This window comes from Streptomyces sp. 2A115 (genome assembly GCF_052245575.1).
Classification (GTDB): Bacteria; Actinomycetota; Actinomycetes; order Streptomycetales; family Streptomycetaceae; genus Streptomyces.
In genome coordinates this window covers 169,235-182,354 of the sequence record NZ_JBQQCG010000008.1, presented here as the reverse complement: position 1 = coordinate 182,354, position 13,120 = coordinate 169,235, and the positions used below count along the sequence as shown (strand labels likewise).

The window sequence follows — 13,120 nt, the reverse complement described above, 5'->3', positions numbered from 1 at the left end:
CGCTCGCGAACGTACATCTGGGCCGCCGGAGCCCTCCTCCTCCTCGCTCTCCCCTTCTATCTGGACCGCTTCTGGCTCCAGGCCGGCCTTTTCGCGATGGCCGCCGCGATCGGCGCGATCGGCATCAACCTCCTCACCGGCTCCACGGGCCAGCTCTCCATGGGCCACGCCTTCTTCCTCGCGGTCGGCGCCTACGGCTACTGCGTGTTCGCCGCGGAAGGCGGCGACGGGCTGACCGGCCTGGGCCTGCCGACCTGGCTCGCGGCCGTACTCGCCGTCCTCGTCGCGGGCCTGGCGGGCGGCCTGTTCAGCCCCATCGCGGGACGACTGCGCGGCGCGTACCTCGGCATCGCGACGCTCGCGCTGATCTTCATCGGCCAGCACGTGCTGTTCAACGCCCGCGATCTGACCGGCGGCTTCAACGGCCGCGACGTACCGCCCCTGAGCCTCTTCGGCCTCACCTTCGACGACACCGAAGTCGTCGTCGCCGCCGTGCCGTTCGGGTCGGCGGAGAAGCTCTGGTACGCGGGACTCGTACTCCTCCTCGGCTGCGGGCTCTTCGCCCGCGGAGTGCTGCGTGGCCGCCCGGGACGCGCCATGAACGCGATCCGCGACCACCGCATCGCGGCCGGGGTCATCGGCGTGCCCGTCGCCCGCTACCGGGCCGCCGTCTTCGTCCTGTCGTCGATGTACGCCGGACTCGCGGGCGTCCTGCTCGCGCTGATCTTCCAGCGCACGGTGCCCGACTACTTCGGCATCACGCTGTCGCTCGAGTACCTCGCCATGATCGTCATCGGCGGGCTCGGCTCGGTCTCCGGGGCGGTGGTCGGGGCCGCTTTCGTCTCCCTGCTGCCGCAGCTGCTGACCCGCTACAGCGATGCCCTGCCCCTGGTCTCCGCCCCCGGTACGGGCGGGGTCGCACCGGGCGAGGCGTCCCGGTACCTCTACGGCGCCGCCGTCGTCGCGGTGGTGCTCTTCCTGCCCGGCGGCCTGGTCAGGGTGGCCGCCGGGCGTCGCGTCAGGACCCATTCAGGGGAGGAACGATGAGTACGACGTATGCGGCCAGGATGGCCGCAGGCGCGCTCGCCGCGCTGCTCGTGCTGGCCGGTTGCAGCTCGAAGGCCAAGGACGACAACGAGGACAAGGGAGCCGCGGGCGGGGTCAAGACCGGCGACGGCATCTCCGGCAAGACCATCACGCTCGGCGTCCTCACCGACATGACCGGCGTCTACGCGACCCTCGGCAAGAGCGTCACCCAGGCCCAGCAGCTGTATGTGAAGCAGCTGAACGCCGACGGCGGCGTCTGCGGCTACAAGGTCGCGCTCACCGTCCGCGACCACGGCTACGACCCGCAGAAGGCCGTCGCCGGGTACACGGAACTGGAGCCGAAGGTGCTCGGCTTCGCCCAGTTCATCGGCTCGCCGTTCGTCGCCGCGGTCAAGCAGCGCATCGACGGCCAGGACAAGGGCCTCGTCCTGCCGCAGGCGTGGTCGGCCTCGCTGCTCGGCAGCCCGTACATCCGGGTCATCGGATCCACGTACGACATCGAGACGATCAACGCGGTCGACTTCCTGATGAAGGAGAAGGGCATCAAGAAGGGCGACAAGATAGGCCACGTCTACTTCGAGGGCGACTACGGCGAGAGCGCCCTGGTCGGCTCGAAGCACATGGCGAAGGAGTCCGGGCTCACCGTCGTCGAGCAGAAGATCAAGCCGACCGACAACGACATGACCGCGCAGGTCGCCGCCCTCAAGAAGGCCGGCGTCAAGGCGGTCGTGATCAGCGCGGGCCCGCGCCAGGCGGCCTCGCTCGTCGGCGTCGCCGCGGCCGGCGGCTTCGATGTGCCGGTCATCGGCAACAACTCGGCCTTCGCCCCGCAGCTCCTCGCCACCCAGGCGGGCCCCGCCCTCATGAAGAACTACTACGTGGCCAACCCCTCGCTGCCCATCGGCGCGGACACGCCGGGAGCCAAGAAGCTCGTCGCCGACTACAAGAAGGCCTACCCGAAGGACTCCCTCGACAACGGCGTGGTCGCCGGCTGGACGGCCGTCAGCGCGTTCGGCGAGGCCCTCAAGAAGGCCTGCGACAGCAAGGACCTCACCCGCGAGGGCGTCGACAAGGCCCTCCTGACCATCGATGCCCTCGACACGGGCTTCGGCATACCCCAGAACTTCACCGACCCGAACTCCCCGTCCTCCAAGCAGAGTGTCATCCTGCAGCCGGACAAGAGCGTGACGGGCGGCATGAAGGTGGTCCGCGAGGCCGAGGCCTCGACGGTCGCCGAGGGGTACACGCCGGGCGCCTGACGTCCGCCCCGGACAGGCGGAGGGGCCCGGACCAACCGTGTGGTCCGGGCCCCTCGGTCGTCATCGGCCGCTCGTTCGCGCCTCATTCCCCGCTCCCACGAGGTCACTTGGTCGCTGTGAGCACCAGGTTGAATCCGGTGTCGGCGGCCAGCTTCGCGTCGCGGAAGCCCGCTTCGGTGAGCAGTTCGACGCGCTTGGCGGGCCCGCCCTGGGTGCCGAGCCCGTAGCCGCCGGGCTGCGCCAGCGAGCCCGGGGTGCACACGGAGGTGGAGGCGGCGTAGTCGATCCGCACCACCGGGTTGCCGATGCCGTCCTCCAGCCGGTCCAGCGACCACGGCTCGACCGCGACCACGATGCCGCCCTCGGCGAGCACCTCGTGGGCCCGGCGCAGGGCGGCGGGCGGATCCCCCAGGTCGTGCAGCGAGTCGAAGAAGACCACCACGTCGAACGGGCCGGGGCCGAATGCGGCGGCGTCGGCGACGCGGAACGACACGTTGCCGGGGCTGTCCTCCTCGATCGCCTTGGCGCGCGCGGTCGTGACCGACGGCTGGTGCGCGTCGAAACCGGTGACCGTGGTCTTGGGCCAGGTCCGGCCGACGAGCAGGCTCGCCACCCCGTGCCCACAGCCCACGTCGGCCACCCGGGCGCCGCTCTCCAGCCGGTCGACCAGACCCGGCACGGCGGGGAACCAGTTCGACGCCAGCTCATGCACGTACGCCGTGCGGAAGAACCGCTCGATGCCGCTGAACACACACGAGGGCAGCGAACCGTAGTCGACACCGCCGTCGGCGCGGAACGCCTGCGCGAGCCGGTCCAGGCCCAGGTACTGGCCGGCGATGACATCGGCGGCGCCGATGACGTAGGCGGGGGAGTCCGCCACGGAGAGCACCGCCGCGTGCTCGGCGGGCAGTTCGTACGTGCCCGTCGTCGGGTCGTAGGTCACGTACTCGGACACGGTCTGGCAGGCGAGCCACTCGGTGACCAGTCGCGGCTGCAGTCCGGTCGCGGCCGCCAGCGCCTCGGCGGTCAGCGGCCCCGCGCCGGTCATGGCCGTGTAGAGGCCGAGCCGGTCGCCGAGGACCGTCATCGCCGTGCTCGCGGCGCCGGCGAAGTCGGTGAGGATCCGGCCGACGAACTGTTCGACGCGGTCTTCGTCGACGGCGCCGACCGTGTCGGTCGCTTGGAGTTGAGGTGTTGTCGTCATGGCTTCGACGATGGCGGTTGCCGCTTGCTGGGCCCCTGCTGGCGGCTTGCTCACCGCATGCTGACGGCCTACCCGCTCAAATCTGCAGGTCAAGGGCGCGCAGGGCACGTTCCGCGGCTCCAGCCCGGCCGTCCGTACGCCCCTCGTCCTGGTGCAGCACCAGCCGGTGCGGGTCGAGCCGGTCCGCGATGTCCGCCCACACTGCGGCGTGCCTGTCCCGGTCCATGCCGAACACGGCGGGTGCGAGCGGGTCGCCGTCGGCGGTGGTGAGCAGGGCGGCGGCGGTGGCGTGGTCGCCGAGTGCGACCAGCAGCTCGGCGGTGAGCCGCAGCACCATCCACAACTGGGGCCACATCCCGAGGCGGCGCAGGCTCTCGACGAGTTCGCGGCAGGCGGTGACCGCCTCGGCGTGTCGGCCCAGCCGGATGAGCACCGCGGCCCGCCCGATCGCGGCGACTTCACGAACGTACGTGTTGCCCTGCGCGTCGCACTGCCGGTACGCCTGAGCGAAGCAGGCCAGGGCACGGGCCGGATCGCGTTCGGCGGCCAGCTCACCGCGCGTGTACGTCACGAATCCGTCGACCCGGCTCACCTCGGTGAGGAGAACCTCCTCCCGCGCCAGCCACTGTTCGGCGGTCTCGTGATCTCCGGAGAACTCTCTGACGAGCGCCGCACAGCAGACAGCCGAACCCGATCCCCAGCCCGGGGTGGCCCGGTCGTGCAGCAGGGCGGTCGCGTCCGCCTCGACCCCGGCGACGTCACCCCGGAACAACCGATTGGTCATGCGGTAGAAGCGCCCTATCCACCGGAACGGATGGCCGCTGGGCAGCATGTCGACCGCCGCACCGAGCAACCTGTCGGCGGTCCGTCCGTCTCCCGTCATCCAGGCGGCCACGCCGACGGTCATGGCGAGAACGGCCTCGGTGTCATCGCCGGCCGTCGGGCTGGGCGGGTGCGGCACGACGCGCGTGAGGCCGCACAGCAGGCTGAGCAGGGGAAGATCCGGGTCGTCGGCGAGTGCCACAACGGTCATGATCCCCAGCCGGGCGGTCTCCTTCCGGTGGCCGGAGCCGATCAGCCAGGACAGAGCCTGATGCGTGTTGGCCGTCTCCCGGCGGAACAGCGCCGCCGCCGCCGGGGAGCGGCCGCGCCGCAGCTGGTGCACTTCCTCGGCGTGCGCCAGTATCCACCGGGCGTGTGCGGCGTGTGCGTCATCGGCTCCAGCCGCGGCGGCCCTCAGATGCGCCGCACAGACATGCCGTACGGTCTCCAGCAGCCAATAGCGCGGAGGCTCGGCTGTGACATCACAGCCGACCAGCGAGGCGTCTACGAGCTCGGCGAGCAGGGCCGCCGGATTGGCCGCTCCGGGCGGCGCCAGATGGTCCACCGCCTCGGCGGCGAAGCCGCCCCGGCACAGCGAGAGCCGGTCGAGCAGTCCCCGGGCGTCCGGATCGAGAAGCCGGTACGACCACTCGACCGCCGCGGTGACTGCCGTGGAGCGATCGCCGCCGCGCGCCGGTTCCAGGACGTCGAGTCCCGCGGACAGGCGCTCCCGCAGCTGGCGCAGGCCGAACACCGCCTCCCGGTGGGCCGCCAGTTCCAGGGCCAAAGGCAGGCCGTCGAGCAGCCGGCAGATCTCGGCGACCAGAACGCCGGTCGGCTCCGATGCCTCGACTCCCTCCCGGAAGCCGTCGCGCAGCAGGGCCGCCCGCTCGCAGAAGAGCTCCACCTGGTCGTGCTCCGGCGGCGGCCCGAGCCGGACGACCCGTTCGCCGGGCACGCCCAGCCGCTGCCGTGACGTCGCCAGCACCCGCAGAGCCGGGCAGCGGGCGAGGAGCTCCGCGACGAGATCGCGTGCCACCGGCAGGAGATGCTCGCAGTTGTCCAGGACCAGCAGCGCCGGGGCGTGGCCGAACCGGTCGGCGACGGCGGTCACATCGCCCTCGGGTGCGGCCCGCAGCCTCAGCGACGCGGCCACCGCACCAGGAGCCTCAGCGGGCTTGGACGTCTCGGCGAGTTCGACCAGGTGCACGGGCACGGCCTCGGACCGGTCGATCCGGGCCAGCAGCTCCAGAACCAGCCGCGTCTTGCCAACGCCCCCGGGACCGACGACCGTCACCGCCCGGTGCTCCCGCAGAGCGGCCCGAACCTGCTCCAGCTCGGGCCCGCGCCCGACGAACCGGTCGGCGGGCAGGCGAATGTCGGACCCGGGCGCCGAGTGAGCGGAGCCGGAACCCCGCTGGCCGGCTCGCAGCCCGGGATCGTCGTCGAGCAGCCGCTGCCGCAGTTCGGCGAAGGTGGGTCCGGGGTCGAGGCCGAACTCCTCCGCCAGCCGGCGCCGGTACGTCTCCATGGCGGCGAGCGCCTCACCGGTCCGGCCCGTCCGGTGGCGGGCACGGGCGAACAGCAGCTGGACGCGTTCCCGCAGCGGATCCTCGGCGGCGGCCTTCTCCAGGTCGGGCAGCACGTCGTCGGCCTCCCCGGCCGCGAGGCGCAGGTCGAACCACTCCTCGCGCAGCTGCCGATGCCATTCGGTGAGCCTGGCGCGCTCGGGGGCGAACGCCATCCGGTCGGCGAGGTCCGCGAGCGGATCGCCGCGCCAGCCGCCGAGTGCGTCCCCGAGCAACCGGGCACCTCGCGCCGGATCGGCGACGGCGGCCGCCCTGGCCGCGGCCACCTGGCGCTCCACCCGGCCGATGTCGACCTGGTCCTCCGCCACATCCAGCCGGTACCCCGCGGGCTCCCGGCCGATCCGGTCGCCGCCCACCGCGCCCCGCAGCCGGGAGACATAGCTGTGCAGGTTCCCGACGGCGCCCCGCGGGGGTTCCGTGTCCCAGAGGGCGTCGATCAGCTCGGCCACCGGCACCACCCGCCGCGGCCGGAGCGCGAGGCCGGCCAGCAGTACCCGCTGGGGAAGGCTCGCCAGCGGCAGCGCCCTGCCTCCCACTCGCAACTCGACCGGTCCCAGTAATCCGACCTCGACCCTGCCCGGCCTTTCGACCTCGTCCATGCCCGGCCCCCCGATCCGCTACCCCGATCCCCTTTGACGGATCGTCCCGACCGTCATTGTGGCGGAGCGGGGCCGACATGAAGAGGGCCCCGAACCGTGTGGTTCGGGGCCCTTCAGCAACGTACAGACCGCTACGGCAGCTGTGCCGCCCGCGCCTCGCGACGGTTGTCCCGGAAGTTGTTCACCCGCCGGGCCGTGGCGAAGAGAGGAATCACCGCGCCGGTGACCAGCTGCAGCGCGCAGCCGGTCTGGAGGAGCAGCTGTCCGCCGGGGGCCTCGAAGGCCCAAGCCGTCAGCAGCCCCATGCTGAGGACGATCCACGAGAGCATCGCGACCGCGAGGCGACCCCGCGGCTTCGGGTACTCCACCCGGCTCACCATCAGCCACGCGGTGCCGAGGATCGCCATGAGCGTGGCGACGAACGGCAGCTCGAGCAGCACGATGGAGACCACCGTGAGCGCGCCGAACGGCGAGGGCATGCCCTGGAAGGTCCCGTCCTTCACCGTCACGCAGGAGAATCTCGCGAGCCGGAGGACCACGGCCAGTAGGACCACGATGGCCCCCACCGCCGCCACCCGCTGGTGCGCGTCGTCGGCGACCATGCCGTAGACGAGCACGAAGTACGCGGGGGCGAGACCGAAGCTGATCAGGTCCGAGAGGTTGTCCAGCTCGGCGCCCATCGGCGACGACCGCAGCTTGCGGGCCACGAGGCCGTCGAAGAGGTCGAAGACCGCCGCGCACAGCATGAGGATGACAGCGGTGGCGGCGCTGTGGCGCGCCATGCCCGTCTCCTGGCTGCCCGTGAGGTGCGGGATCAGGATGCCGGTGGTGGTGAAGTACACCGCCATGAAACCGCACGTGGCGTTACCGAGAGTGAGGGTGTCCGCTATCGAGAGGCGGAGAGAGAGGGGCATCTCCTCCTCGTCGTCCAGCTCGTCGGCCGTCGGCACCCAGCCAGTCTGGGTTTCCGGATCAATCACGGTCAATGCGAGTCACCCCAGCCACGGTCTTCTGACCGACCTCCACGTCGACCTCGACACCCTCGGGGAGGTAGATGTCGACGCGCGACCCGAAGCGGATCAGCCCGATTCGCTCGCCCTGCTCGACCTTGGTGCCCTGAGGGATGTACGGCACGATACGCCGCGCGACCGCACCGGCGATCTGCACCATCTCGATGTCGCCGAGCTCGGTGTCGAAGTGCCAGACAACGCGCTCGTTGTTCTCGCTCTCCTTGTTGAACGCCGGAACGAACCCACCGGGGATGTGCTCGACCGACCTCACCGTGCCGGCCAGCGGCGCGCGGTTGACGTGGACGTTCAAGGGGCTCATGAAGATCGCGACGCGGGTGCGCCCGTCCTTCCACGGCATGATGCTCTGCACCACACCGTCGGCCGGCGAGATGACCCGGCCCGGGGCGATCTCGCGCTCGGGGTCGCGGAAGAACCACAGCATGCCCGCCGCCAGCGCGGTGGCGGGTACGGCCACGGCCTTGGCGGCGCCGGAGTGGCGCGCGCGTACCAGGCTGAGGGCTGCGGTGGCGACGGTCGGGAGGAGCCACGGCGATGCTCCGCGCGCGAGGCGTCCACCAAGGAAGCTGACGCGTGGTGCAGAGGTTTGGCTGTGGGGCATGGATGACCTTCGTAGCGGATGATGCCGCGCTGTAACAGGGGACGGCGGCTTTCCCGGGATCGTACCGGTCGCGGGCCACAACTGGGCAAGCCAGGAAGTCGAGTCGACGGCCGAAGTGTGTTGACGGGGTGTGAGCTTCTTCTCGATCAAAACACTCCGAACCAGGATATCTATCCCTGGAGTCGATACTCTTCGAGCAGCCGGCGGCCGATGATCATTTTCTGGATTTCGGCGGTACCTTCACCGATCAACAGCATCGGAGCCTCTCGGTAGAGGCGCTCGATCTCGTACTCCTTGGAGAAGCCGTAGCCGCCGTGGATCCGGAAGGCGTCCTCCACGACCTCCTTGCAGTACTCGGATGCGAGGTACTTCGCCATCCCAGCCTCAAGGTCGTTTCGTTCCCCGGAGTCCTTTTTGCGTGCCGCGTTCACCATCATCGCATGAGCGGCCTCGACCTTGGTAGCCATCTCCGCCAGCTTGAACTGGATTGCCTGGTGCTGGGCGATCGGCTTGCCGAAAGTGTGACGCTGCTGGGCATACGAGACGCCGAGCTCAAACGCACGCTGAGCGACACCGCAGCCACGCGCCGCCACATTGACGCGGCCGACTTCGACACCGTCCATCATTTGGTAAAAGCCTCGACCGGTGGCGCCGCCGAGCACGCGATTGGCCGGAATGCGCAGGTCGGCCATGATGAGCTCGGTCGTGTCGACGCCCTTGTAGCCCATCTTGTCGATCTTGCCGGGGATGGTCAGGCCGGGGCGGACCTCACCGAAGCCGGGCTCCTTCTCGACGAGGAAGGTCGTCATCGACTTGTGGGGCGCGCTGCCCTCGGGGTGTCCTTCGTCACTCTTCACGAGAACGGCCACGAGCGTCGACGTACCGCCGTTCGTCAGCCACATCTTCTGGCCGTTCAGGACGTACTCGTCGCCGTCCTTGACCGCCTTTGACGTGATCGCCGAAACGTCCGAACCAAGGGCCGGCTCCGACATGGAGAACGCGCCGCGCACCTCGCCCGCCGCCATGCGCGGCAGGAAGTACTCCCGCTGCTCCTGCGTGCCGTGCTGCTTGAGCATGTACGCCACGATGAAGTGGGTGTTGATGATGCCGGAGACGGACATCCAGCCGCGCGCGATCTCCTCCACGCACAGCGCGTAGGTGAGAAGCGACTCACCCAGACCCCCGTACTCCTCGGGGATCATCAGCCCGAAGAGGCCCAACTCCTTGAGCCCGTCGACGATCTGCTGCGGGTACTCGTCGCGGTGCTCCAGCTCGGTCGCGACCGGGATGATCTCCTTGTCCACGAAGTCCCGGACGGTGGACAGGATCTCCTGCTGGATGTCGGTCAGACCGGCGGTCTGGGCGAGTCGCGCCATGGCTACTTCTCCGTCTGCTTCAGAGTGGGGCGGCCGGGCTGCTCGCCGCCGCGCTCCTTGATGTACGTCTCTGTGGGGACCATCACCTTGCGGCGGAACACGCAGACCAGCGTGCCGTCCTGCTTGTAGCCCTTGGTCTCGACGTAGACGATCCCGCGGTCGTTCTTGGACTTCGACGGGGTCTTGTCGAGGACGGTCGTCTCGCCGTAGACGGTGTCGCCGTGGAAGGTCGGCGCCACGTGCTTCAGCGACTCGACCTCCAGGTTGGCGATCGCCTTCCCGGAGACGTCCGGCACGGACATCCCCAGCAGCAGCGAGTAGATGTAGTTCCCGACGACGACGTTCTTGCCGAAGTCGGTCGTGTTCTCCGCGTAGTTGGCATCCATATGGAGCGGGTGGTGGTTCATCGTCAGGAGACAGAAGAGGTGGTCGTCGTACTCCGTGACGGTCTTTCCAGGCCAGTGCCGATAGACGTCGCCGACTGTGAACTCTTCATAGGTGCGGCCGAACTGCATTGATCTCGCCCTCCGGGCTTGTATACCCCCTGGCCCCTCGGGGGCCTGGGGGATGAGGGTTTTTCCTGATTCCGAACTGCCTGGCCGAGTCAGGCGGAGGGCGCTTCGAACTTGGACGTACGGGTCATGCCGGCGGCCCGGCCCTTGCCGCTGATCACGAGCGCCATCTTGCGGCTGGCCTCGTCGATCATCTCGTCGCCGATCATCGCGGAGCCCTTCTTGCCGCCCGCCTCGGACGTGTAGTACTCGTACGCGTCCAGGATCAGCTCGGCGTGGTCGAAGTCCTCCTGGGACGGCGAGAAGATCTCGTTGGACGCCTCGACCTGGCCCGGGTGCAGTACCCATTTGCCGTCGAAGCCGAGGGCGGCGGCGCGCTGGGCGACCTCGCGGTAGCCGTCGACGTTGCGGATCTGCAGGTAGGGGCCGTCGATCGCCTGGAGGTTGTTGGCGCGGGCGGCCATCAGGATCTTCATCAGGATGTAGTGGTAGGCGTCCGCCGGGTAGCCGGGCGGCTGCTCGCCCACGACCAGCGACTTCATGTTGATCGACGCCATGAAGTCGGCCGGGCCGAAGATGATCGTCTCGACGCGTGGGGACGCCTGGGCGATCTCGTTGACGTTGTTGAGGCCCCGGGCGTTCTCGATCTGCGCCTCGATACCGATCTTGCCTACCTCGAAGCCCATCGTCTTTTCGATCTGGGTCAGCAGGAGGTCCAGGGCGACGACCTGCTGGGCGTCCTGGACCTTCGGCAGCATGATGCAGTCGAGGTTCGGGCCCGCGCCCTCGACGACCGTGACGACATCGCGGTACGTCCACTCGGTCGTCCAGTCGTTCACCCGCACGACCCGCGTCTTGCCCGTCCAGTCGCCCTCGTTGAGGAACTTGACGATGGTGTGCCGCGCCTCGGGCTTGGCCAGCGGAGCGCACGCGTCCTCAAGGTCCAGGAAGACCTGGTCGGCCGGGAGGCCCTGCGCTTTCTCCAGGAAGCGGGGGTTGCTTCCCGGCACCGCGAGGCAGGAGCGACGCGGGCGCAGACGGTTGACGGGCGTGGTCATGCGGAGACCTCCAGAGGGTCGAGCTTGTTCGCTTTCCGGATCTCGTCGACGATACGGCCGATGATCCCGGTGATATCGAAGTCCTTCGGGGTGAAGACCGCGGCCACTCCGGCGGCCCGCAGCTGTTCGGCGTCGGCGTTCGGGATGATCCCGCCGGCGATCACCGGGATGTCGGCGGCGCCGGCCTCGCGCAGCCGCTCCAGCACGTCCGGCACCAGCTGCGCGTGCGAGCCGGACAGGATGGACAGGCCGACGCCGTGCACGTCCTCGGCGACGGCCGCGGCCACGATCTCCTCGGGCGTGAGCCGGATGCCCTGGTAGACCACCTCGAACCCGGCGTCACGGGCCCGTACGGCGATCTGCTCGGCGCCGTTGGAGTGCCCGTCCAGGCCCGGCTTGCCCACCAGGAAGCGGAGCTTGCCGACCCCGAGGTCGCGGGCGGTCGCGTCGACCTTGCGGCGGACCAGGGCCAACGCGGTGCCCGCCTCGGCGGTCACCGCGACCGGCGCGGACGAGACACCGGTGGGCGCCCGGTACTCGCCGAAGACCTCGCGCAGGGCCCCGGCCCACTCGCCGGTCGTGACGCCGGCGCGGGCGCACTCCAGGGTGGCGGCCATGAGGTTGTCGGTACTGGCCGCCGCCTCCTTCAGCCGCTCCAGCGCCTCGCCCTGACGGGAGTCCTCGCGCGTGTCGCGCCACTGCCGGAGGGCCTCCACGACGCGTGCCTCGACCGTCGGGTCGGCCGTGTGGATGGCCGCGTCCAGATCCGCCGTCAGCGGGTTCGGCTCGGTCGCCTCGAAGCTGTTGACGCCGACGATCGTCTCCTGGCCGGACTCGATACGCGCCCGGCGCTCGGCGTGCGAGGAGACGAGCTGCGACTTCAGATAGCCCGACTCGACGGCGGCCATCGCGCCGCCCATCTCCTGGATCCGGTCGATCTCGGCGAACGATTCCTCGACCAGCTCCGCCACCTTGGCCTCGATGACGTGCGAGCCCTCGAAGATGTCCGCGTACTCCAGCAGGTCGCTCTCGTACGCGAGCACCTGCTGCATGCGCAGCGACCACTGCTGGTCCCACGGGCGGGGCAGGCCCAACGCCTCGTTCCAGGCCGGGAGTTGGACGGCACGCGCGCGTGCGTCCTTCGAGAGGGTCACGGCCAGCATCTCGAGGACGATCCGCTGGACGTTGTTCTCCGGCTGGGCCTCGGTCAGGCCGAGCGAGTTGACCTGGACCCCGTACCGGAAACGCCGGTGCTTGGGGTTCTCGATCCCGTACCGCTCGCGCGTGATCCTGTCCCAGATGCGGCCGAACGCCCGCATCTTGCACATCTCCTCGATGAAGCGGACGCCCGCGTTCACGAAGAAGGAGATGCGGGCGACCACGTCCCCCTTCTGGTCCTCGGCGATCTGGCCCGACGCGAACACCGCGTCCAGTACGGCGATCGCGGTGGACATCGCGTACGCGATCTCCTGGACCGGCGTGGCTCCCGCCTCCTGCAGGTGGTAGCTGCAGATGTTGATGGGGTTCCACTTGGGGATGTTGTTGACCGTGTAGCAGATCATGTCCGTCGTCAGACGGAGGGAGGGCACCGGCGGGAAGACGTGCGTCCCCCGCGACAGGTACTCCTTCACGATGTCGTTCTGCGTCGTCCCCTGGAGCTTGGTGATGGCCTCCTTGTCGAGACCTTGCTCCTCGGCGACGACCTGGTAGAGCGCCAGCAGCCACATGGCGGTGGCGTTGATGGTCATCGAGGTGTTCATCTGCTCCAGGGGGATGTCCTGGAACAGCCGGCGCATGTCACCGAGGTGCGAGACCGGTACCCCGACCCGGCCGACCTCGCCGCGGGCGAGGATGTGGTCGGGGTCGTAACCGGTCTGCGTCGGCAGGTCGAACGCGACGGACAGACCGGTCTGGCCCTTGGCGAGGTTGCGCCGGTACAACTCGTTCGACGCCTCGGCCGTGGAGTGACCGGCGTAGGTCCGCATCAGCCACGGCCGGTCCTTCGGGCGCTCTGTCATCAGTCGA

General features: G+C 69.6%; 10 protein-coding genes. 2 read left to right on the top strand and 8 right to left on the bottom strand.

Features of this window, described 5'->3' with window-relative positions; genetic code table 11:
• The first annotated feature begins 15 nt into the window (after positions 1-15).
• A complete protein-coding gene (locus ACTWQR_RS10365) occupies positions 16-1,047 on the top strand; it encodes a branched-chain amino acid ABC transporter permease (RefSeq protein WP_443226686.1) in 1,032 nt (343 codons plus the stop codon).
• Positions 1,044-2,306, top strand: coding sequence for an ABC transporter substrate-binding protein (locus tag ACTWQR_RS10360; protein ID WP_443226662.1), 1,263 nt, complete (start codon positions 1,044-1,046; stop codon positions 2,304-2,306). Before ACTWQR_RS10365 ends, ACTWQR_RS10360 begins: the two co-directional genes overlap by 4 nt.
• Positions 2,307-2,409: 103 nt before the next feature.
• Here the strand turns inward: ACTWQR_RS10360 and ACTWQR_RS10355 are convergent, their stop codons facing one another.
• The 8 genes from ACTWQR_RS10355 to ACTWQR_RS10320 all read right to left on the bottom strand — a co-directional run bounded on the left by ACTWQR_RS10355 (position 2,410) and on the right by ACTWQR_RS10320 (position 13,113).
• Positions 2,410-3,510, bottom strand: a complete 1,101-nt coding sequence (locus ACTWQR_RS10355; protein WP_443226661.1) for a class I SAM-dependent methyltransferase — start codon at positions 3,508-3,510, stop codon at positions 2,410-2,412.
• Between the two features lie 76 nt (positions 3,511-3,586).
• On the bottom strand, positions 3,587-6,520 hold the full coding sequence (locus ACTWQR_RS10350) for a BTAD domain-containing putative transcriptional regulator (protein ID WP_443226660.1): 2,934 nt from the start codon (positions 6,518-6,520) through the stop codon (positions 3,587-3,589).
• A 131-nt stretch (positions 6,521-6,651) separates the two neighbouring features.
• Positions 6,652-7,470 (bottom strand): CDP-diacylglycerol--serine O-phosphatidyltransferase, encoded by an 819-nt coding sequence (pssA, locus tag ACTWQR_RS10345; protein ID WP_443226659.1) that lies wholly within the window; start codon positions 7,468-7,470, stop codon positions 6,652-6,654.
• A gap of 22 nt (positions 7,471-7,492) precedes the next feature.
• Positions 7,493-8,149, bottom strand: coding sequence for a phosphatidylserine decarboxylase (locus ACTWQR_RS10340; protein WP_443226658.1), 657 nt, complete (start codon positions 8,147-8,149; stop codon positions 7,493-7,495).
• A gap of 170 nt (positions 8,150-8,319) precedes the next feature.
• Positions 8,320-9,525, bottom strand: a complete 1,206-nt coding sequence (locus ACTWQR_RS10335) for an acyl-CoA dehydrogenase family protein (protein ID WP_443226657.1) — start codon at positions 9,523-9,525, stop codon at positions 8,320-8,322.
• A 2-nt stretch (positions 9,526-9,527) separates the two neighbouring features.
• Entirely contained in the window at positions 9,528-10,040 is a 513-nt protein-coding gene (locus ACTWQR_RS10330; protein WP_443226656.1) for a MaoC family dehydratase, read from the bottom strand.
• Positions 10,041-10,129: 89 nt separating this feature from the next.
• Positions 10,130-11,095 carry an HpcH/HpaI aldolase/citrate lyase family protein gene (locus ACTWQR_RS10325; protein WP_443226655.1) on the bottom strand — a complete coding sequence of 322 codons (966 nt, stop codon included), beginning with the start codon at positions 11,093-11,095 and terminating at the stop codon, positions 10,130-10,132.
• Positions 11,092-13,113, bottom strand: coding sequence for a protein meaA (locus ACTWQR_RS10320; RefSeq protein WP_443226654.1), 2,022 nt, complete (start codon positions 13,111-13,113; stop codon positions 11,092-11,094). Before ACTWQR_RS10320 ends, ACTWQR_RS10325 begins: the two co-directional genes overlap by 4 nt.
• Positions 13,114-13,120 lie beyond the last annotated feature (7 nt).